19 protein-coding genes are annotated in these 19,962 nt (G+C 72.9%); all 19 read left to right on the top strand.

Annotated elements, in window-relative coordinates:
• Nucleotides 1–161 precede the first annotated feature (161 nt).
• The 19 genes from ACZ6EM_RS21800 to ACZ6EM_RS21710 all read left to right on the top strand — a co-directional run bounded on the left by ACZ6EM_RS21800 (nucleotide 162) and on the right by ACZ6EM_RS21710 (nucleotide 19,606).
• Nucleotides 162–776 (top strand): GNAT family N-acetyltransferase, encoded by a 615-nt coding sequence (locus ACZ6EM_RS21800; protein ID WP_465773038.1) that lies wholly within the window; start codon nucleotides 162–164, stop codon nucleotides 774–776.
• 142 nt (nucleotides 777–918) lie between these two features.
• Nucleotides 919–1,488 carry a hypothetical protein gene (locus tag ACZ6EM_RS21795; protein ID WP_401052904.1) on the top strand — a complete coding sequence of 190 codons (570 nt, stop codon included), beginning with the start codon at nucleotides 919–921 and terminating at the stop codon, nucleotides 1,486–1,488.
• Nucleotides 1,489–1,568: 80 nt separating this feature from the next.
• On the top strand, nucleotides 1,569–1,940 hold the full coding sequence (gene hisI / locus ACZ6EM_RS21790; RefSeq protein ID WP_359910212.1) for a phosphoribosyl-AMP cyclohydrolase: 372 nt from the start codon (nucleotides 1,569–1,571) through the stop codon (nucleotides 1,938–1,940).
• 38 nt (nucleotides 1,941–1,978) lie between these two features.
• On the top strand, nucleotides 1,979–3,502 hold the full coding sequence (locus tag ACZ6EM_RS21785; protein ID WP_465773037.1) for an anthranilate synthase component I: 1,524 nt from the start codon (nucleotides 1,979–1,981) through the stop codon (nucleotides 3,500–3,502).
• 20 nt (nucleotides 3,503–3,522) lie between these two features.
• Nucleotides 3,523–4,062 carry a Uma2 family endonuclease gene (locus ACZ6EM_RS21780; RefSeq protein WP_465773036.1) on the top strand — a complete coding sequence of 180 codons (540 nt, stop codon included), beginning with the start codon at nucleotides 3,523–3,525 and terminating at the stop codon, nucleotides 4,060–4,062.
• A gap of 82 nt (nucleotides 4,063–4,144) precedes the next feature.
• Nucleotides 4,145–4,729, top strand: coding sequence for a TIGR02234 family membrane protein (locus ACZ6EM_RS21775; RefSeq protein ID WP_380354812.1), 585 nt, complete (start codon nucleotides 4,145–4,147; stop codon nucleotides 4,727–4,729).
• A gap of 136 nt (nucleotides 4,730–4,865) precedes the next feature.
• Nucleotides 4,866–5,129 (top strand): HGxxPAAW family protein, encoded by a 264-nt coding sequence (locus ACZ6EM_RS21770; protein ID WP_380546879.1) that lies wholly within the window; start codon nucleotides 4,866–4,868, stop codon nucleotides 5,127–5,129.
• Nucleotides 5,130–5,231: 102 nt separating this feature from the next.
• Complete coding sequence (locus tag ACZ6EM_RS21765; RefSeq protein WP_401052831.1) at nucleotides 5,232–5,672, top strand: DUF2752 domain-containing protein; 441 nt, start codon at nucleotides 5,232–5,234, stop codon at nucleotides 5,670–5,672.
• Between the two features lie 289 nt (nucleotides 5,673–5,961).
• Nucleotides 5,962–6,768 carry an indole-3-glycerol phosphate synthase TrpC gene (gene trpC, locus ACZ6EM_RS21760; protein WP_359910194.1) on the top strand — a complete coding sequence of 269 codons (807 nt, stop codon included), beginning with the start codon at nucleotides 5,962–5,964 and terminating at the stop codon, nucleotides 6,766–6,768.
• A 10-nt stretch (nucleotides 6,769–6,778) separates the two neighbouring features.
• Complete coding sequence (trpM, locus tag ACZ6EM_RS21755; RefSeq protein ID WP_188296911.1) at nucleotides 6,779–6,928, top strand: tryptophan biosynthesis modulator TrpM; 150 nt, start codon at nucleotides 6,779–6,781, stop codon at nucleotides 6,926–6,928.
• Nucleotides 6,929–6,996: 68 nt separating this feature from the next.
• Nucleotides 6,997–8,259, top strand: a complete 1,263-nt coding sequence (trpB, locus tag ACZ6EM_RS21750; RefSeq protein WP_380546877.1) for a tryptophan synthase subunit beta — start codon at nucleotides 6,997–6,999, stop codon at nucleotides 8,257–8,259.
• 2 nt (nucleotides 8,260–8,261) lie between these two features.
• Nucleotides 8,262–9,086: a tryptophan synthase subunit alpha gene (trpA, locus tag ACZ6EM_RS21745; protein WP_452178436.1), complete on the top strand. Its 825-nt coding sequence runs from the start codon at nucleotides 8,262–8,264 to the stop codon at nucleotides 9,084–9,086.
• A gap of 229 nt (nucleotides 9,087–9,315) precedes the next feature.
• Nucleotides 9,316–9,519, top strand: a complete 204-nt coding sequence (locus tag ACZ6EM_RS21740; protein ID WP_359910185.1) for a hypothetical protein — start codon at nucleotides 9,316–9,318, stop codon at nucleotides 9,517–9,519.
• Nucleotides 9,520–9,647: 128 nt separating this feature from the next.
• Nucleotides 9,648–10,157, top strand: coding sequence for a MauE/DoxX family redox-associated membrane protein (locus tag ACZ6EM_RS21735; protein WP_401055632.1), 510 nt, complete (start codon nucleotides 9,648–9,650; stop codon nucleotides 10,155–10,157).
• A gap of 80 nt (nucleotides 10,158–10,237) precedes the next feature.
• Nucleotides 10,238–11,101, top strand: coding sequence for a DsbA family protein (locus ACZ6EM_RS21730; protein WP_401055630.1), 864 nt, complete (start codon nucleotides 10,238–10,240; stop codon nucleotides 11,099–11,101).
• A 119-nt stretch (nucleotides 11,102–11,220) separates the two neighbouring features.
• Nucleotides 11,221–12,249 carry a prolipoprotein diacylglyceryl transferase gene (gene lgt / locus ACZ6EM_RS21725; protein WP_465773035.1) on the top strand — a complete coding sequence of 343 codons (1,029 nt, stop codon included), beginning with the start codon at nucleotides 11,221–11,223 and terminating at the stop codon, nucleotides 12,247–12,249.
• Nucleotides 12,250–12,411: 162 nt separating this feature from the next.
• Entirely contained in the window at nucleotides 12,412–13,134 is a 723-nt protein-coding gene (locus ACZ6EM_RS21720) for a VIT1/CCC1 transporter family protein (protein WP_359910245.1), read from the top strand.
• Between the two features lie 417 nt (nucleotides 13,135–13,551).
• Complete coding sequence (gene gltB / locus ACZ6EM_RS21715) at nucleotides 13,552–18,153, top strand: glutamate synthase large subunit (protein ID WP_401045326.1); 4,602 nt, start codon at nucleotides 13,552–13,554, stop codon at nucleotides 18,151–18,153.
• Nucleotides 18,146–19,606, top strand: coding sequence for a glutamate synthase subunit beta (locus ACZ6EM_RS21710; protein ID WP_401045320.1), 1,461 nt, complete (start codon nucleotides 18,146–18,148; stop codon nucleotides 19,604–19,606). The genes gltB and ACZ6EM_RS21710 overlap by 8 nt, the downstream gene beginning before the upstream one ends.
• The last annotated feature ends 356 nt before the right edge of the window (nucleotides 19,607–19,962 follow it).

Here is a 19,962-nt window from a genome sequence, read left to right as displayed (position 1 = left end):
ACGGCCCCGACCGGTTCGGTCGGGGCCGTCGTCCGCGCTGGTGGACGGACGGTGGGCAGACGTGGAGCAGGCGGGAACAGGGAGCGGTCGAGGCGGTCCGCCCTTGCCGGACTTTCCGGTCGAGGAATATCGGGGCGACCCGATGGATAGGCTCCCGGGCCATGACCCCAGCCCATCTGGCCGGCCCCCGCCTGGCGCTGCGTGAGATCGAACCCGAGGACACCGACGCCCTCCTGGCGATCTACGGCGACCCCGAGGCCACCCGGCACCTCAGCTTCGAACCCCGGACCCGCGAGCAGGTCGAAGCGATCACCACCCGCTCCATCGACTCCGCGCACGCCACCCCGCGCACCGAGTACTGCCTCGCCGTCACCCGGCGCGGCGATCACCCGTTGATCGGCTACGCGCGCCTGGCCACCGAGCCCCAGCAGGCGGCCACCATCGGCTTCGCCCTCCACCCGGCCGAGTGGGGCAAGGGACTCGGCACGGAGACCGTCCACCTGCTGTGCGACCTCGGCTTCAACGGCCTCGGCCTGCACCGTATCTGGGCCGCCCGCGCCCCGCTCAACGAGGCGTCGGCCCGGACCCTGCTCCGGGCCGGCATGACCGAGGACGGCCGGATCCGCGACCACATCTTCGTCCACGGCGCCTGGCGCGACTCCATCACCTACTCGATCCTGGAACACGAGTGGACGCCGATCGACGGCCTCGACACGGCGAGCGTCACCCGCAGTCCGGATGCGGCGCCCGGCGGCGAGGCCGTGAGGCGACGGTGAAGCCGGACGCGGCTTTGAGTGTTTACATTTCCTTCGGCTTTTTCCGAGGTCCTGCGTGTTGCCCCAGGGTTCGGGAGCCCGGAGGGGGTGAGTTCGGCGAACCGGCTGCAGGGGAGGGGGTGGGTGGGCCATCCTCGTGGCCATGACCTCCGAGCAGCCGTCGCCCGCAGCCGGCGCCCGCCCGTCCCGCGGCCTGGTCCTCACCGTTGCCGCCGTGCTGGTCGTCCTGCTCGCGGTGGTGGCCACCGCGGTGCTGTGGCCGGACGACAAGAAGCCGGCCGCCGCGCCGCCGCCGCCCACGCCGACTCCCACGGCCACCCAGACGCCGACACCCACCCCTACGCCCACGCCGCAGCCGCCGTACGCGTTCTTCCCGGTCGGCGCCTGCTTCGACCACCCGCAGCTGAGCCCGGTGATCACCAAGCCCGAGGAACGCCCCTGCGCCGGCGACCACGACGGCGAGGTGATCGCCGACCTCAAGCTCGCGGACGGCATCACCGGCGACATTCCGCTCGCGCTCGCCATGCGGGACGGCTGCAAGGAGGCCGAAGCCGCCGCCAAGGCCCGGCAGGGCGACGGGAAGACCTACTACGGCCGCCAGTTCGGCCCGGCGACCGCCAACTACCAGCAGGGCTGGCGCGACTACACCTGCACCCTGACCGCGAGCAACAAGCAGGGCGGCCCCAAGCTCACCGGGCAGTTGCACCCGTAACGGCCCCGTCGCCGGCGGCGCTCCGGCGCAGGGAGCGCCGCCCCGCGGGGGAGCCGGGGCGGGCTGACACAATGGTGCTCATGTCCACCACACCCGCCGCCCCCGGCAGCACCGCCCTCGCACCCGAGATCGCCGCGCGGCTCAAGCGCTCCGAGGACGGGCTGGTCCCGGCCATCGCCCAGCAGTACGACACCGGCGAGGTGCTGATGCTCGGCTGGATGGACGACGAGGCGCTGCACCGCACCCTCACCACGGGCCGCTGCACCTACTGGAGCCGCAGCCGCCGTGAGTACTGGGTGAAGGGCGACACCTCGGGCCACGTCCAGGCGGTCAAGTCGGTGGCCCTGGACTGCGACGGCGACACCCTGCTGGTGAAGGTCGACCAGACCGGTGCGGCCTGCCACACCGGCGACCGCACCTGCTTCGACGCCGACGTGCTCCCGCTGTCCTGACCCCACCCCGTCCACAACTCCAGAAGGTGCCGCCCGTCATGGATCTCGAAGCCTTCCGCAAGCTCGCCGTCGACACCCGGGTCATCCCGGTCACCCGCAGGCTCCTCGCGGACGGCCTCACCCCGATCGGCCTCTACCGCAGCCTCGCCGAGGAGCGCCCCGGCACCTTCCTGCTGGAGTCCGCCGAGCAGGGCCGCAGCTGGTCGCGCTACTCCTTCGTGGGGGTGCGCAGCGCCGCCGCGCTCACCGTCGGCCCGGACGGCGGGGCGCGCTGGCTCGGCAGCCCGCCGGTCGGCATCCCCACCGCCGGCGACCCGCTGGAGGTGCTGCGCGCCACCCTGCAGGCCCTGCACACCCCGCGCCGGCAGGACGACGGCCTGCCCCCGCTCACCGGCGGCCTGGTCGGCTACCTCGGCTACGACATCGTCCGCCGGCTGGAGAAGCTGCCCGACCTCAACCCGGACGACCTGGGCCTGCCCGAGCTGACCATGCTGCTCGCCACCGACCTCGCGGTGCTCGACCACGTCGACGGCACGGTGCTGCTGATCGCCAACGCCGTCAACCACAACGACCTGGCCAGCGGCGTGGACGAGGCCTGGGCGGACGCGGTGGCCCGGCTGGACGCGATGGAGGCCGAGCTGCTCAAGCCGGTCGACCCGGGCCTGGCCACCTTCACCCCGGCCGGCCCCGGCGAGGTGCACTCGCCGTTCGGCGGCGAGCCGTACCGGGCCGCGGTGGAGGAGATCAAGGAGCGGATCCGGGCCGGCGAGGCCTTCCAGGTGGTGCCCTCGCAGCGCTTCGAGGCGCCCTGCCCGGCCTCCGCGCTGGACGTCTACCGCGTGCTGCGCACCACCAACCCCAGCCCGTACATGTACCTGTTCCGCTTCCCCGGCCCGGACGGCGGGACCGAGGGCGGCTTCGACGTGGTCGGCTCCAGCCCGGAGGCGCTGGTCAAGGTCAGCGACGGCGAGGCGATGCTGCACCCGATCGCCGGCACCCGGCACCGCGGCGCCACCCCGCACGAGGACGCGGAGCTGGCCGCCGAGCTGCTCGCCGACCCCAAGGAGCGGGCCGAGCACCTGATGCTGGTGGACCTCGGCCGCAACGACCTCGGCCGGGTCTGCGAGCCGGGCAGCGTCGAGGTGGTCGACTTCATGCACATCGAGCGCTACAGCCACGTGATGCACATCGTCTCGACGGTGACCGGCAAGGTCGCCCCGGGGCGCACCGCCTTCGACGTGCTGACCGCCTGCTTCCCGGCCGGCACCCTCTCCGGCGCGCCCAAGCCCCGGGCGATGCGGATCATCGAGGAGCTGGAGCCCACCCGCCGCGGCCTGTACGGCGGCTGCGTCGGCTACCTGGACTTCGCCGGGGACTCGGACACCGCGATCGCGATCCGCACCGCCGTGCTGCGCGGCGGCACCGCGTACGTGCAGGCCGGCGCGGGCGTGGTCGCCGACTCCGACCCGCACGGCGAGGACACCGAGTGCCGGAACAAGGCGGCCGCCGTGCTGCGGGCCGTCGCCACCGCCAATACGCTGCGGAGGCCGGAACTGTCCTGAGGTGCGAGGAGGCGGCCGGGATGCCCGAGGTGCCGTACGACGAGCTGCGCTGGGCGGTCGTGCTCGGTGCCGCCGGACAGCTCGGCGAGCAGCCGGCGGGCCACGGGCGGGTGCTCTCCGGGGTGGCGGTCGACTTCCCGGGGGCACCCGGCGCTCCCGCTCCCGCACCCGCTCCGGGGTCCGGTTCCGCACCCGCTCCGGGGTCGGGTTCCGTACCCGAACCCGGCACGGTGCTCGCCCCGGACCTGGCCGTGCTCGCCCGGGACGCGGTGCGGGGCGGGCGGGGCCGGTTCGCCGCGGCCGGGGTCGAGGCGGTGCTGGAGGTGGCCCGGCCGGGCCTGGCGGAGGCGGCGAGGGCGTACGCGCGCAGCGGCGTGCCGTTGTACGTGGTGGTCGATCCGGTGGCGGCGGTCTGCACCGTGCACACCGCGCCGTCCCCCGAGGGGGTGTACCGGGAGGCGGAGCGGGTGCCGTTCGGCAACGACCTGTTCCTGCCGCTCGGCGGCCGGACGGTGGTGCTGCGGACGGACGACTTCCCCACGCCGTCCGCGACGCCGTGACCCACCCCGTTCCCGCCCCGTTCCCCGGCCCGTTCCCCACCCCGGGTACGGACCAGGGCGTCGGCCGGGGGATAGTGGACGGGTGACTGAGCAGACCCCCGCCCCCGCCAAGCCCGGCCGCCGCACCCTCGGCGTGATGCTGCTGCTGACCGTGCTGAGTGCCGTGCTGGTGCTGACCGCGGTCGGGCGGACCTGGGCCGAGGGCCGGGCCGGCACCCTGGACGTGTCCGTCAGCGGCGGAAAGATCTCCGAACTGCCCGGCGGGCTGGCCCTGGTGGGCCTCGCCGCGGCCGTCGCGGTGTTCGCGGTGCGCGGCGTCGGACGGCTGGCGGTCGGCGCGCTGACGCTGCTGGCCGGGCTGGGCGTGGCCGCCGCCTCGGTGGCCGGTGCGGGTGACACCGCCGCGCTGGACACCGAGGCCGCCCGCAAGCTGGCGCTGACCGGCTCGGCGGCCACCGAGGTCTCGCACACCGCCTGGCCCTGGGTCGCGCTGGTGGGCGGGCTGCTGCTCGTCCTGGCCGGACTGCTCACCCTGCGCTACGGCCGGGGCTGGCCCGCGATGGGCAGCCGCTACGAGGCGCCGACCCGCAAGGCCCCGGCGAAGACCGACACGCCGGGGGACCTGTGGAAGGCCCTGGACCGGGGCGAGGACCCGACCGCGGTGTGAGCTGCGCGCATGTGACGCGATAGACCCGCCACCCGCTTTGGGCCACCGGTGTGTGGCCCGGCACAATGGAACCCGTCAACCCGCCGGCGGCCCCGCAGGCCCGGCCGGGCCCCGAGAGCCAAGGAGCACCACTCAGATGGCAGCAGCAGCACACGGCCACACCCCCGCCGCCTGGACCGGCGTCGTCATCTCCTTCGTCGGCTTCGGCGTCGCGGGCGTCGCGATGATCCTGCCGTCGGTGCTGCTCGTCTGGGTCGGCCTGGCGGTCGTCCTGGCCGGCGGCGTGGTCGGCAAGGCCATGTCCATCGCGGGCATGGGCCAGCAGGCCAGCACCAACGTCTACAAGTCGGCCGAGGAGCAGGTCGCGGCCCGCGAGGCCCGCGCCGCCGTCGCCGCCTGACGACGGGTTCGTCGCACCACACGTTTGTCGTACATCGGAACGGCGGGCGCGCCACGCCCGCCGTTTCGTCGCGTCCGGGCCCGACCCGGGCAGAATCGGGGCGTGACCTCCGCCCCCACCGCTTCCGCCCCGCCGCCCGTGCTGCGCCGGCTGAGCCCGCCGCTGACCGCGCTGGCGGCGGTGGCCGTCCCCACCGCCTACGTCGCCGTGGTGGACCCGAACACCCCCGGGCACTACCCCGACTGCCCTTTCCTGACCGCCACCGGCTGGTGGTGCCCCGGCTGCGGGGGGCTGCGCTGCGTCCACGCGCTGACCCACGGGGACCTCACCGGCGCCCTGCACGACAACGCCGTCGCCGTCCTGCTGTTCGGGGTGCTGGCGGTGCTCTGGCTGCGCTGGGGCTGGGCCGCGCTGACCGGCGGGCCGCCGCCCAGGACCACCGTCGGGGCCCGGCGCTGGGTGCTGATCGCGCTGCTGGTGCTGGTGTTCACCGTGGTGCGGAACTCGTCGGTCGGCGCCGGGCTGGCACCGCCGCTGGTGTGATCGAGCCGTCGAGCCGTCGAGCCGTAGAGCCGGCCCGTCAACCGGCGTTCCCGGCCACCGGCCGGCTCCGGCCGGAAGAGCGTCCTAAACCGGTGCGAAGTCCGTCCGAAAACCGGTGTGGGGCCGGTGAAGCCGCAGCTGGGGACCGCCGTTGCGGGCGTCCGGTCCGCGAGACGTGGTTCGAACCGATGCGCCCCCCGCCCCCGGGTGCCGATACCATCGAAGTGCCGGTGGGCCGTCGCCCGCCGACTCGCGCCGACCAACTGGCAGAAAAGATGGGGGCTCCTGAGTGAGTGTGCTCGACTCGATCATCGAAGGGGTCCGCGAGGACCTCGCCGAGCGACAGGCCCGGGTCTCCCTGGACGAGCTCAAGGAGCTCGCCGCCAGGGCACCGGAGGCCAAGGACGGCGTCGCCGCCCTCAGGGGCGACGGGGTCCGGGTGATCTGCGAGGTGAAGCGCTCCAGCCCGTCCAAGGGCGCCCTGGCCTCGATCGCCGATCCGGCCGCCCTGGCGGTCGACTACGCGGCCGGCGGTGCCGCCGCGATCAGCGTGCTGACCGAGCAGCGCCGCTTCGGCGGGTCGCTGGCCGACCTGGACGCCGTCCGCGCCGCGGTGGAGACCCCGCTGCTGCGCAAGGACTTCATCGTCACCGCCTACCAGCTGTGGGAGGCCCGTGCGCACGGCGCCGACCTCGCGCTGCTGATCGTCGCGGCCCTCGACCAGCCGGCCCTGGTGTCGCTGATCGAGCGCGCCGAGTCGATCGGCCTCACCCCGCTGGTCGAGGTGCACGACGAGGAGGAGATCAAGCGCGCGGTGGACGCCGGCGCCCGGATCATCGGCGTCAACGCCCGCAACCTCAAGACGCTCGAAGTGGACCGCAACACCTTCGAGAACGTCGCCCACGCCATCCCGGACGGTATCGTCAAGATCGCCGAGTCCGGCGTGCGCGGCCCGCTGGACGTGATCAACTACGCCAACCTCGGCGCCGACGCGGTACTCGTCGGCGAAACCCTGGTGACCGGCAAGGACCCGCGTGCCGCGGTCGCCGACCTGGTCGCCGCCGGGGCCCACCCCGCCGTCCGGCACAAGGACTGACACCCATCCCATGAAGATCGCCGCCCGACTCGCCCCCGGTTGCCGCCCGCGCGGCTGCCGCGCACCCGCACGCCGGGTGCTGGGGCGTCGGGTGCGGTACGTCATCGGGTGCGAGCCCGGGCAGGTGCCGGGGCGGCGATGGCGCGTGACGTCCGGCTGAATCCGGTCCGGCCGACCTCCGGCCGGGAAGACGTCATCGTCGTCCATCTCCGTTCAAGGGAAACCACCATGTCCGAAAAGGACTACCTGCCCGGCGCCCAGGTGCCGGACGCGCGCGGCTACTTCGGCGCGTACGGCGGCCGCTTCATCCCCGAGGCGCTGGTCGCCGCGGTCGAGCAGGTCGCCGAGGAGTACGAGAAGGCCAAGGCCGACCCGGCCTTCGCCGCCGAGCTCGACGCGCTGCTCAAGGACTACACCGGGCGCCCGAGCCCGCTGACCGACGTGCACCGCTTCTCCGCCGAGGCGGGCGGCGCGCGCGTCCTGCTCAAGCGCGAGGACCTCAACCACACCGGCTCGCACAAGATCAACAATGTGCTGGGCCAGGCGCTGCTCACCAGGCGGATGGGCAAGACCCGGATCATCGCCGAGACCGGCGCCGGCCAGCACGGCGTGGCCACCGCGACCGCCTGCGCCCTGTTCGGCTTCGACTGCACCATCTACATGGGCGAGGTGGACACCGAGCGCCAGGCGCTCAACGTCGCCCGGATGCGGATGCTCGGCGCCGAGGTGGTGGCCGTCAAGTCCGGCAGCCGCACGCTCAAGGACGCCATCAACGAGGCGTTCCGGGACTGGGTCGCCAACGTCGACTCCACCCACTACCTGTTCGGCACCGTCGCCGGGCCGCACCCGTTCCCGATGATGGTCCGGGACTTCCACCGGATCATCGGCGTCGAGGCGCGGCAGCAGGTGCTCGACCGGACCGGCCGGCTGCCGGACGCGGTCGTGGCCTGCGTCGGCGGCGGCTCCAACGCGATGGGGATCTTCCACGAGTTCATCCCGGACGCCGGGGTGCGCCTGATCGGCTGCGAGGCGGCGGGCGAGGGCGCCGAGACGCCCCGGCACGCGGCCACCCTCACCAAGGGCGACCCGGGGGTGCTGCACGGCTCCCGGACGTACGTCCTCCAGGACGAGGACGGGCAGACCGTCGAGTCGCACTCGATCTCGGCGGGGCTGGACTACCCGGGGGTCGGGCCGGAGCACGCCTGGCTGAAGGACACCGGGCGGGCGGAGTACCGGCCGGTCACGGACGACGCCGCGATGCAGGCGCTGCGGCTGCTGTCCCGCACCGAGGGGATCATCCCGGCCATCGAGAGCGCCCACGCGCTCGCCGGGGCGCTGGAGCTGGGGCGCGAGCTCGGGCCGGAGGCGACCATCCTGGTCTCGCTGTCGGGGCGCGGGGACAAGGACATGCACACCGCGGCCGAGTACTTCGGCCTGTACGACGAGCAGGCCGGCGGCGCGGGCGACGGCGCCGCCGAGGGGGGTAAGTGATCATGACTTCCAAGCTGAGCGCCGGCAAGCTGAGCGGTGTCCTGGCGGCCGCCAAGGCCGAGGACCGGGCCGCGCTGATCGGGTACCTGCCGGCCGGGTTCCCGACCGTGGACGGCGGCATCCGGGCGGTCAACGCGCTCATCGAGGGCGGCTGCGACGTGGTCGAGGTCGGGCTGCCGCACTCCGACCCGGTGCTGGACGGCGCGGTCATCCAGACCGCCGACGACATCGCGCTGCGGGGCGGCGTGCGGATCAAGGACGTGCTGCGGACCGTCCAGGAGGTCGCCTCGGCGCACCCCGAGGCCGCGGTGCTCGTGATGACGTACTGGAACCCGGTCGACCGCTACGGCGTGGCGCGGTTCGCGGCGGACCTGGCGGCCGCCGGCGGCGCCGGGTGCATCCTGCCGGACCTGCCGGTGGAGGAGTCCGAGGAGTGGCGCAAGGCGGCGGACGAGCACGGGCTGGACACCGTGTTCGTGGTCGCCCCCAGCAGCAAGGACGCGCGGCTGGCGGAGGTCACGGCGGCCGGGAGCGGGTTCGTGTACGCGGCCGCGGTGATGGGCGTGACCGGGACGCGGTCGGCCGTCGGGTCGATGGCCGAGGACCTGGTCGCCCGGACCCGGGCGACGACGGACCTGCCGGTCTGCGTCGGGCTCGGGGTGTCGGACGCGGTGCAGGCGGCCGAGGTCGCCCGGTTCGCGGACGGCGTGATCGTCGGGTCGGCGTTCGTGAAGCGGATCCTGGCCGCGGGCGAGGACGAGGCGGCGGCGCTGGACGCGGTGCGGGCCCTCGCCGGAGAGCTGGCGCAGGGCGTCCGCAGGAGCTGACGCGGTAGGAACATCCGGCCGACGGCCCTCCACTCCCCGGGGAGTGGAGGGCCGTCGGCTTTTCGCGGGGCGTGGGCACGGGCGCGCGCCTCCACCCCGCGCTCCGGCCGGCCTGCGGACCCGAACGGGTGAACAAGGGGTGGGGACACGCATCAGCCGGGGTTGACGGACGTTGAGTGGAGGGAGGAGTGCACGAACGGTTGCGGTGACGAGCGGAAGGGGTGAGCCGGTGCGGGGTCTCCAACGGGCCGTTCTGCTGCGGGCGGCGGCAGCCGTGCTGGCGCTCGGCGCCGCGGTCGGGGTGCACGTGGAAGTGGGGCACGCGCTGGCCAGGCGCGGGGCCGAGCGCGCGGAGCGGGAGGCGGTGGCGTGCGCGGAGGCGGCCCGGCATCCCGATCTGTTCGAAGCGGGATGGCCGGCGGGGTGCCGCTGACGCGCAGGTGTTCGGTCCATTCGGACAGAACGTCACCCGTCCGGCTTCATTCCTGAATGCGGAGGAACCACCCTTCATTCCTTGCGGTTCATCAGGGAGTGAACGAGTTTCCCGAGGGGGGTTCCCTGATGACCGCGCAGCCCGGTGGCTCCGCGCCCGCGCCGCGGGCGGCGAGGCCGGTGCCGGCCTGGAGCGAGTGGCTCGGCACGGTCGTGCGGCTCGGCCTCGCGGTGGTCTGGGGATGGGCCGGACTGGCGAAGGTCTCCGACCCGGCGGAGGCCGCCCAGGCCGTCCGGGCCTACGAGATCCTGCCCGAGGGCCTGGTCAAGCCGATCGGCTACGGCCTGCCGTTCCTGGAGCTGGCCCTGGCCGTGCTGCTGGTGGTGGGCCTCGGCGTCCGGCTGGTGGCCGGGGTCTCCGCGGTGCTGCTGCTGGTCTTCATCGCCGGGATCGCCTCCGCCTGGGCGCGCGGCATCTCGATCGACTGCGGCTGCTTCGGCGGCGGCGGGCACGTCGACGAGTCCCGGACCGAGTACCTCCAGGAGATCCTGCGCGACACCGGGTTCCTGCTGCTGGCCGGGTGGCTGCTGTGGCGGCCCCGCACCCGGCTGTCGGTGGACGCCTGGCTGGCGAACTGACCCCCCGCACCCCCGCACCGGCGAGCTGACCCCCACACCCCTGCACCCGACGAAGGCCCCCGACCGTGGATGTCAAGGCAATGAGCGAGAAGAACCGAGAAGGCAAGCGCACCGCCCGCGAGCGGATGCTGGAACAGCGGGCGGCCGAGGAGGTCTCCTCCCGGCGCAAGAAGAAGCTGATCGTGGGCGGTTCCGTGCTCGCGGTGATCGCCGCCGCGGTGATCGTCGGCGTCGTGGTGCAGAACCAGCGCTCCAAGCCGGAGACGCCGACCGCCGTCCCGGCCGGGACGATCGGCGACAAGAACCTGGTCGTCCCGGTCGGCGCGGGCAACGCGCCCTCCGTCCTCACGGTCTACGAGGACCCGCGCTGCCCCGCCTGCGGCACCTTCGAGCGCGAGTTCTCGTCCACCATCGACCAGCTGGAGGACGCCGGGAAGATCTACACGAACTACCACATCGTGTCGTTCATCGACCGGGCCGTGGGGGGCAAGGGCTCCAAGACCGCCGCCAACGCCCTGGGCTGCGCCCAGGACGCCGGGCACTTCCGGGACTTCCACGACGTGCTGTACCGCAACCAGCCGGACGAGACCAACGACGCCTTCGGCGACAAGGCCGTGCTGCTCAGCCTGGCCAAGCAGGTCAACGGCCTGGACACGCCCGAGTTCCAGTCCTGCGTCAACGACAACAAGTTCGGCGGGTGGGTGTCCGCGGTGCAGCAGGACTTCGACAAGTCCAGCTTCAAGTCCACCCCGACGGTGCTGCTCAACGGCCAGCCGATCTACCCGAAGAACGGCAGCGAGGAGATCACCCCGGCCAACCTGGTGGCCTGGGTGGACGCCGCGAACCAGGGCAAGCAGCCGGGTACGGCGGGTTCGCACGGGCAGACCCCGGCGCCGACCAGCACCGCCTCGGAGGCCAACAACCCGTCGCCGACGGCCGGCTGAGCCCGCTCCGCCACGCCGCCCCCTCCCCGTCCGGAGGGGGCGGCGCCGCCCGTTGTTCGGTTTCTGTGACCACAAGGCGCCCCGAACGGGCCGTCGGACCCTGTAGCGTCGGAACTGCCATGGATATCGCCTACATTCCCAGCCCGTCGCGGGGCGTCCTGTACCTGGGACCGATCCCGCTGCGCGCCTACGCCTTCTGCATCATCCTCGGTGTCGTCGTTGCCGTCTGGCTCGGCAGCAAGCGCTGGGTCGCCCGGGGCGGTGCCAAGCACACCGTCGGCGACATCGCCGTGTGGGCCGTGCCGTTCGGCCTGGTCGGCGGCCGCCTCTACCACGTGATCACCGACGGTGGCCGGCTGTACTTCGCCGAGGGGAAGAACCCCTGGGACGCCCTCAAGATCTGGGAGGGCGGCCTCGGCATCTGGGGCGCCGTCGCGCTGGGCGCGGTCGGCGCCTGGATCGGTGCCCGCCGCCGGGGCGTGCCGCTGCCCGCGTACGCCGACGCCATCGCACCGGGCATCGCGCTCGCGCAGGCGCTGGGCCGCTGGGGCAACTACTTCAACCAGGAGCTGTACGGCCGGTCGACCACCCTGCCGTGGGGCCTGGAGATCGACAAGACGCTGGCCAACGGCGAGGTCGTGAAGGGCGTCTACCACCCGACCTTCCTGTACGAGTCGCTGTGGTGCGTCGGCGTCGCGGTGCTGGTGATCTGGGCGGACCGCCGGTTCACGCTGGGCCACGGCCGGGCGTTCGCGCTGTACGTGGCCGCGTACACGGTGGGCCGGTTCTGGACCGAGTGGCTGCGGATCGACGAGGCGCACGTCTACTTCGGCCTGCGGCTGAACGACTGGGTGTCCATCGGGGTGTTCGTCGCCGCGGTGGCGTACTTCGTGATCGTGGGCAGGACGCGGCCCGGGCGGGAGGACCCGGCGAGCATCGATCCGGCCGCGCACCTGGCGGTGGAGGAGGCCGGGTCCGGCGAGAAGAGCGACACGAGCGGGAAGAGCGGGAAGAAGGCCGAGGAGAAGGCCGACGGGAAGGCCCCGGAGAAGGCCGACGGGAAGCCGGTGCTGCGCGAGCCGGCCGGGCCCGCGGCCGGCGGAGCGGCCGCCGAGACGGTCGGCGAGGACGTCAAGAACCCCATCTGACCTGGGGCTTCCCCCGGCCGAGGCCACCCTTCGCGAGGTTTGCGAAGGGTGGCCTCAGTGGTGTTCGGACAGCCTTACTTTGCTGGAAATGCCCAGGTCAGGCGGGCTACGTTCAGGGCTGACGAACCACGACGGAGGGGAACGACGATGAGCACGATCACCATGGAGGCCGACGCCGGACACCAGCCCCGGATACCCGCGGCCGACCACCACCGGGACGTCAACGGGGGCTGGCTGCGGCCGGCCGTGTTCGGCGCGGTGGACGGGCTGGTGTCCAACTTCGCGCTGATGACCGGCGTGGTCGGCGGTGCGGCGTCCAACGGGACGGTGATCCTGACCGGGCTGGCGGGCCTGGCGGCCGGCGCCTGCTCGATGGCGGCGGGGGAGTACACCTCGGTGGCCTCGCAGCGGGAGCTGGTGCAGGCCGAGATCGAGGTCGAGCGGCTGGAGCTGAGCCGCAACCCGCACGGGGAGCTGGCCGAGCTGGCCCAGCTGTACGTGTCGCGCGGGGTGGACCCGGAGCTGGCGCACGAGGTGGCCCGGCAGCTGTCCGCCGACCCGGAGCTGGCCCTGGAGGTGCACGCCCGCGAGGAGCTGGGCGTCGACCCGACCGACCTGCCCTCGCCGCTGGTGGCGGCCGGTTCGTCGTTCCTGTGCTTCGCGCTCGGCGCGCTGCTGCCGCTGCTGCCGTACCTGCTGGGGGCGACCGCGCTGCTGCCCGCGATGCTGCTGGCCGGGGCCGGGCTGTTCCTGTGCGGCGCGGTGGTGGCCCGGGTGACGGCGCGCAGCTGGTGGTTCAGCGGGCTGCGGCAGCTGGTGCTGGGCGGTGCGGCGGCCGGGGTGACCTACCTGCTCGGGTGGCTGATCGGCGGCCATGTGGGCTGACCGGAGTCGTGCATGACTATGCTGAGCAGTGCGTGACGTTTCACACATGGGCGCCCGGCGACGCCTGGCACTGTCTCACCATTCGGGCCCCCGAGCCGCGGATTCGCATCCGCGGACGGGCTCCCGGGATGGAATCGCAGGCGTTCATGATCGGCTTCTGTGGCGATCCGGTTTCGCCCCTGTTTCGGGCGGTGGACGGTTGGGCACAATCGTCGGGACGTGCACTGTGGCGCGTCCTCCCACACACCCCCTGACCTGCGGGTCGTCCCGCCATGTGGACGGGATATTCCGCTTCTCGGGATCATGGGCATCATGTAACTTGCACGACACCGCACCATCGCATCAGGGCCAACGTCGTCCCTACTTGCACCAACTTGCCGAAAGACGACGACGGGAGAGCCGATGCTGTCTGCATCCATGCACTCCGCCAACGAGCCCCAGGCCGGCGCCGCCCGCCAGCCGTACGCGCTCGTGCCGGATGCGCGACCTGCTGCTCAGGGCCTGTACGACCCGCGGAACGAGCACGACGCCTGTGGCGTCGGTTTCGTCGCCACGCTGACCGGCATCGCCGACCACACCATCGTCGAGCAGGCGCTGAACGTCCTGCGCAACCTGGAGCACCGCGGCGCCACCGGCGCCGACCCCGACTCCGGCGACGGCGCGGGCATCCTGACCCAGATCCCCGACGCCTTCCTGCGCGGGAAGGTCTCCTTCGAGCTCCCGGCGGCCGGCTCCTACGCCGTCGGCATCGCCTTCCTGCCGCAGGACGACGAGAAGGACGCCGCGGCCGTCGCCCGGATCGAGGGCATCGCCGCCGAGGAGGGCCTGACCGTCCTCGGCTGGCGCGACGTCCCGGTCGCCCCCGACCTGCTCGGCGCCGCCGCCCGCAGTGTGATGCCGCGCTTCCGGCAGGTCTTCCTGGCCGGCGCCGACCGGGCCGGCATCGAGCTGGACCGGATCGCCTTCGTGGTCCGCAAGCGGGCCGAGCGCGAGGCCGGGGTGTACTTCCCGTCGCTGTCCGCGCGCACCATCGTCTACAAGGGCATGCTGACCACCGGCCAGCTGGAGCCCTTCTTCCCCGACCTGTCGGACCGCAGCTACGCGTCCGCGATCGGCCTGGTGCACTCGCGGTTCTCCACCAACACCTTCCCGAGCTGGCCGCTCGCCCACCCGTACCGCTTCGTCGCCCACAACGGCGAGATCAACACGGTCAAGGGCAACCGCAACTGGATGCACGCCCGGGAGTCGCAGCTCGCCACCGACCTCATCCCCGCCAACAGCAACGGGCAGGGCCTGGAGCGGATCTTCCCGATCTGCACCCCGGACCACTCCGACTCGGCCTCCTTCGACGAGGTCCTGGAGCTGCTCCACCTCGGCGGCCGCTCGCTGCCGCACTCGGTGCTGATGATGATCCCGGAGGCGTGGGAGAACCACGCCACCATGAGCCCCGCCCGCCGCGCCTTCTACCAGTACCACTCCAACCTGATGGAGCCCTGGGACGGCCCGGCCTGCGTCACCTTCACCGACGGCAACCAGATCGGCGCCGTGCTCGACCGCAACGGGCTGCGCCCGGCCCGGTACTGGATCACCGAGGACGGCCTGGTCGTCCTCTCCTCCGAGGTCGGCGTGCTCGACATCGACCAGGAGAAGGTCACCAGGAAGGGCCGCCTCCAGCCCGGCCGGATGTTCCTGGTGGACACCGCCGAGGGCCGGATCGTCCCGGACGAGGAGGTCAAGTCCGCCCTCGCCGCCGAGCACCCCTACCAGGAGTGGGTGGACGGCGGACAGATCCAGCTCGCCAAGCTGCCCGAGCGCGAGCACATCGCCCACACCCACGCCTCCGTCACCCGCCGCCAGCAGACCTTCGGCTACACCGAGGAGGAGCTGCGGGTCGTCCTCGCGCCGATGGCGCGCACCGGCGCCGAGGCGCTCGGCTCGATGGGCACCGACTCGCCGATCGCCGCACTGAGCGAGAAGCCCCGCCTGCTGTTCGACTACTTCGTGCAGCTCTTCGCGCAGGTCACCAACCCGCCGCTGGACGCCATCCGCGAGGAGCTCGTCACCTCGCTGCTGTCCAACCTCGGCCCCGAGGGCAACCTGCTGGCCGCCGAGGCCGCCGCCTGCCGCTCGGTCGGCATCACCTTCCCGGTGATCGACAACGACGAGCTGGCCAAGCTCGTCCACATCAACGCCGACGGCGACCAGCCCGGCCTCAAGGCCGTCACGCTCTCCGGCCTCTACAAGGTCGCCACCGGCGGCCAGGGCCTGGCCTCCCGGCTCGCCGAGATCGCCGCCGAGGCCGACGCGGCGATCGCCGACGGCGCCCGGATCATCGTGCTCTCCGACCGGCACTCCGACGCCGAGCACGCGCCGATCCCCTCGCTGCTGCTCACCTCGGCCGTCCACCACCACCTGATCCGCACCAAGCAGCGCACCCGGGTGTCGCTGCTGGTCGAGGCGGGCGACGTCCGCGAGGTGCACCACGTCGCCCTGCTGATCGGCTACGGCGCCGGGGCGGTCAACCCGTACCTGGCGATGGAGACGGTCGAGGACCTGGTCGCCCAGGGCGTGTTCATCGCGGGCGTCGAGCCCGAGAAGGCCATCCGGAACCTGATCAAGGCACTCGGCAAGGGCGTGCTCAAGGTCATGTCCAAGATGGGCATCTCGACCGTGGCCTCCTACCGCGGCGCCCAGGTCTTCGAGGCCATCGGCCTCTCCCACGACCTGGTCGACGGCTACTTCGCCGGCACCACCACCAAGCTCGGCGGCATCGGCCTGGAGGAGATCGCCCGCGAGACGGCCGCCCGGCACGCCAAGGCGTACCCGGCCTCCGGCATCCCGGCCGCGCACCGCGCCCTGGAGATCGGCGGCGAGTACCAGTGGCGCCGCGAGGGCGAGCCGCACCTGTTCGACCCGGACACCGTCTTCCGGCTCCAGCACGCCACCCGCAACCGCCGCTACGACATCTTCAAGCAGTACACGGACCGGGTGAACGAGCAGTCCGAGCGGCTCATGACGCTGCGCGGCCTGTTCCAGCTGGACGGCCTCGGCCGGGAGCCGATCCCGGTCGAGGAGGTCGAGCCGGTCTCCGAGATCGTCAGGCGCTTCTCCACCGGCGCCATGTCGTACGGCTCGATCTCGCGCGAGGCGCACGAGACCCTGGCCATCGCGATGAACCGCCTCGGCGGCAAGTCCAACACCGGCGAGGGCGGCGAGGACCCGGACCGGCTGTACGACCCGGAGCGCCGCTCGGCGATCAAGCAGGTCGCCTCCGGCCGGTTCGGCGTCACCTCCGAGTACCTGGTCAACGCCGACGACATCCAGATCAAGATGGCCCAGGGCGCCAAGCCCGGCGAGGGCGGCCAGCTGCCCGGCCACAAGGTGTACCCCTGGGTCGCCAGGACCCGGCACTCCACCCCGGGCGTCGGCCTGATCTCGCCGCCGCCGCACCACGACATCTACTCGATCGAGGACCTGGCGCAGCTGATCCACGACCTCAAGAACGCCAACCCGGCGGCCCGCATCCACGTGAAGCTGGTCTCCGAGGTCGGCGTCGGGACGGTCGCGGCGGGCGTCTCCAAGGCGCACGCGGACGTCGTGCTGGTGTCCGGGCACGACGGCGGGACGGGCGCCTCGCCGCTCACCTCCCTGAAGCACGCCGGCGGGCCCTGGGAGCTCGGACTCGCCGAGACCCAGCAGACGCTGCTGCTCAACGGGCTGCGCGAGCGCATCGTCGTCCAGACCGACGGCCAGCTGAAGACCGGCCGCGACGTGGTGATCGCCGCGCTGCTCGGCGCCGAGGAGTTCGGCTTCGCGACCGCCCCGCTGGTGGTCTCCGGCTGCATCATGATGCGCGTCTGCCACCTGGACACCTGCCCGGTCGGCGTCGCCACCCAGAACCCGGTGCTGCGCGAGCGGTTCTCCGGCAAGCCCGAATTCGTGGTCAACTTCTTCGAGTTCATCGCCGAGGAGGTCCGGGAGATCCTGGCCTCGCTGGGCCTGCGCTCGATCGAGGAGGCCATCGGCCACGCCGAGCACATCGACGCCCGGGCCGCGATCGACCACTGGAAGGCCGCCGGGCTGGACCTCGCCCCGCTGTTCCACGTGCCCGCACTGCCCGAAGGGGCCGCCCGGCACCGCACCACCACCCAGGACCACGCGCTCGACAAGGCCCTGGACAACCAGCTGATCACGCTCGCCGAGGACGCGCTGGAGCGCGGCGACGCCGTCCGCATCCAGCTGCCGATCCGCAACGTCAACCGCACCGTCGGCACCATGCTCGGCCACGAGGTGACCAAGCGGTACCGCGGCGAGGGCCTGCCGGAGGGGACCATCGACGTCACCTTCACCGGCTCCGCCGGGCAGTCCTTCGGCGCGTTCCTGCCGCGCGGCGTGACCCTGCGCCTGGAGGGCGACGCCAACGACTACGTCGGCAAGGGCCTCTCGGGCGGCGTCGTCGTCGTCCGCCCGGCCCGCGAGGCGGCGGCCATCGGCAACGACGCCCAGAACCACGTCATCGCCGGCAACACCATCGGCTACGGCGCCACCTCGGGCCGCGTCCACCTGCGCGGCAAGGCCGGCGAGCGCTTCGCCGTCCGCAACTCCGGGGCCACCCTGGTGGTCGAGGGCGTGGGCGACCACGGCCTGGAGTACATGACCGGCGGCCGGGTCGTCGTCCTCGGCGAGACCGGACGCAACCTCGCGGCGGGCATGTCCGGCGGCATCGCGTACGTCCTGGACCTGCGCCCCGCCAACGTCAACGACGGCATGGTGGGCATCGAGGCCCCCACCGCCGCCGACCGCGACTGGCTGCGCGACACCGTGCAGCAGCACTACGAGGAGACCGGCTCCACCGTCGCCGCCGAACTCCTGGCGGACTGGGGCAGCGGGGTCTCCCGCTTCTCCAAGATCATGCCGACCGACTACAAGGCAGTGCTCGCCGCCAAGGACGCCGCTGAGCGCGATGGCCTCTCCGAGGCCGAGACCACCGCGAAGATGATGGAGGCGGCTAATGGCTGACCCCAAGGGCTTCCTGACCACGCCCAAGCAGCTGGCCGAGCGCCGCCCGGTCGACGTCCGCCTCAAGGACTGGAACGAGGTCTACGTCGAGCGCAGCCTCCTGCCGATCATCACCGAGCAGGCCGGCCGCTGCATGGACTGCGGCATCCCGTTCTGCCACAACGGCTGCCCGCTCGGGAACCTCATCCCCGAGTGGAACGACCTGGCCTACCGGGACGACTTCGTCGGCGCGATCGAGCGGCTGCACGCCACCAACAACTTCCCGGAGTTCACCGGCCGGCTCTGCCCGGCTCCGTGCGAGTCCGCGTGCGTCCTCGGCATCAACCAGGACGCGGTGACCATCAAGAACGTCGAGGTCACCATCATCGACAAGGCCTGGGACCGGGGCGGGGTCACCCCGCAGGTGCCCGAGCGCCTCTCCGGCAAGACCGTCGCCGTGGTGGGCTCCGGCCCGGCCGGCCTCGCCGCCGCCCAGCAGCTCACCCGGGCCGGGCACACCGTCGTAGTGTACGAGCGGGCCGACCGGATCGGCGGACTGCTGCGCTACGGCATCCCCGAGTTCAAGATGGAGAAGCGCCACATCAACCGCCGCATCGAGCAGATGCGGGCGGAGGGCACCCGGTTCCGCACCGGCGTGCACGTCGGCGAGGACATCACCGGCCAGCAGCTGCGCGAGCGCTTCGACGCCGTGGTCGTCGCGGCCGGCGCCACCACCGCCCGCGACCTGCCGGTGCCCGGACGCGAGCTCAAGGGCATCCACCAGGCCATGGAGTACCTGCCGCTGGCCAACAAGGTGCAGGAGGGCGACTTCGTCGAGGCGCCGATCAGCGCCAAGGGCAAGCACGTGGTCGTGATCGGCGGCGGCGACACCGGCGCGGACTGCGTCGGCACCGCGCACCGGCAGGGGGCGGCCTCCGTCACCCAGCTGGAGATCATGCCGCGGCCCGGCGAGGAGCGGCCCGGGCACCAGCCGTGGCCGACCATGCCGATGACCTACAAGGTCACCTCCGCGCACGAGGAGGGCGGCGAGCGGATCTACTCCGTCAACACCACCCGCTTCACCGGCGACGAGGACGGCAACGTCCAGGAACTGCACCTCGTCGAGGTGGAGTTCAAGGACGGCCGGTTCGAGCCGGTGCCCGGCACCGAGCGGGCCGTCCCGGCACAGCTGGTCACCCTGGCCATGGGCTTCACCGGGACGGACGTGCGGAACGGGCTGGTCGAGCAGCTGGGAGCGGACCTCGACGCGCGCGGTAACATTGCCCGCGATGGCCGGTTCGCCACCAATGTCGATGGCGTGTACGTCTGCGGAGACGCCGGCCGTGGCCAGTCGCTGATCGTCTGGGCCATCGCGGAAGGCCGTTCGGCCGCCGCCGCGGTGGACAGGTACCTGGGCGGCAAGACCCCGCTTCCCGCCCCGATCCGGCCCACGGACCGCCCCCTGGTGGTCTGACGGACGGACGGTCCGACCGGCCTCCACCGAACGCCCGGCGCCGCATCGCCGGGAGCTCAACCCGCTGCCCCCGCCAGCGTCGCCGGGCCAACGCGGTCTCCTGGCGCCTGCCCTCTTCCCCGACCAGTTGGAGGGCGGGCGCCGTCGCGTTCCCCGACGGCCGTCCGGCGCCGGGAGCAGCAGCTCGGGGCCCGGAACTCCGGGCCGGGGACGACCCGGACACCGCCCGGGCTGCGGCGACACCCGGACAAACGTCCGGAGCCGTGATCCGTCCGGCGGGATCCCGCACAGTGGGCTGTTGTTCGTCGGTGCCAAGTGGCAGACTGCGGCCGACGGCCGGGGGGCTGGGCGAGTGC

This window comes from Kitasatospora sp. NPDC041917 (assembly GCF_055589745.1).
This window is presented reverse-complemented; position numbering and strand designations above follow the sequence as displayed.

Excerpts from the sequence above, each read along its gene's own strand:
- ACZ6EM_RS21800 (WP_465773038.1), top strand. The coding sequence starts at position 162 with ATGACCCCAGCCCATCTGGCCGGCCCCCGCCTGGCGCTGCGTGAGATC.
- ACZ6EM_RS21795 (WP_401052904.1), top strand. The coding sequence starts at position 919 with ATGACCTCCGAGCAGCCGTCGCCCGCAGCCGGCGCCCGCCCGTCCCGC.
- hisI (WP_359910212.1), top strand. The coding sequence starts at position 1,569 with ATGTCCACCACACCCGCCGCCCCCGGCAGCACCGCCCTCGCACCCGAG.
- ACZ6EM_RS21785 (WP_465773037.1), top strand. The coding sequence starts at position 1,979 with ATGGATCTCGAAGCCTTCCGCAAGCTCGCCGTCGACACCCGGGTCATC.
- ACZ6EM_RS21780 (WP_465773036.1), top strand. The coding sequence starts at position 3,523 with ATGCCCGAGGTGCCGTACGACGAGCTGCGCTGGGCGGTCGTGCTCGGT.
- ACZ6EM_RS21770 (WP_380546879.1), top strand. The coding sequence starts at position 4,866 with ATGGCAGCAGCAGCACACGGCCACACCCCCGCCGCCTGGACCGGCGTC.
- trpM (WP_188296911.1), top strand. The coding sequence starts at position 6,779 with ATGAAGATCGCCGCCCGACTCGCCCCCGGTTGCCGCCCGCGCGGCTGC.
- trpB (WP_380546877.1), top strand. The coding sequence starts at position 6,997 with ATGTCCGAAAAGGACTACCTGCCCGGCGCCCAGGTGCCGGACGCGCGC.
- trpA (WP_452178436.1), top strand. The coding sequence starts at position 8,262 with ATGACTTCCAAGCTGAGCGCCGGCAAGCTGAGCGGTGTCCTGGCGGCC.
- ACZ6EM_RS21735 (WP_401055632.1), top strand. The coding sequence starts at position 9,648 with ATGACCGCGCAGCCCGGTGGCTCCGCGCCCGCGCCGCGGGCGGCGAGG.
- ACZ6EM_RS21730 (WP_401055630.1), top strand. The coding sequence starts at position 10,238 with ATGAGCGAGAAGAACCGAGAAGGCAAGCGCACCGCCCGCGAGCGGATG.
- lgt (WP_465773035.1), top strand. The coding sequence starts at position 11,221 with ATGGATATCGCCTACATTCCCAGCCCGTCGCGGGGCGTCCTGTACCTG.
- ACZ6EM_RS21720 (WP_359910245.1), top strand. The coding sequence starts at position 12,412 with ATGGAGGCCGACGCCGGACACCAGCCCCGGATACCCGCGGCCGACCAC.
- gltB (WP_401045326.1), top strand. The coding sequence starts at position 13,552 with ATGCACTCCGCCAACGAGCCCCAGGCCGGCGCCGCCCGCCAGCCGTAC.
- ACZ6EM_RS21710 (WP_401045320.1), top strand. The coding sequence starts at position 18,146 with ATGGCTGACCCCAAGGGCTTCCTGACCACGCCCAAGCAGCTGGCCGAG.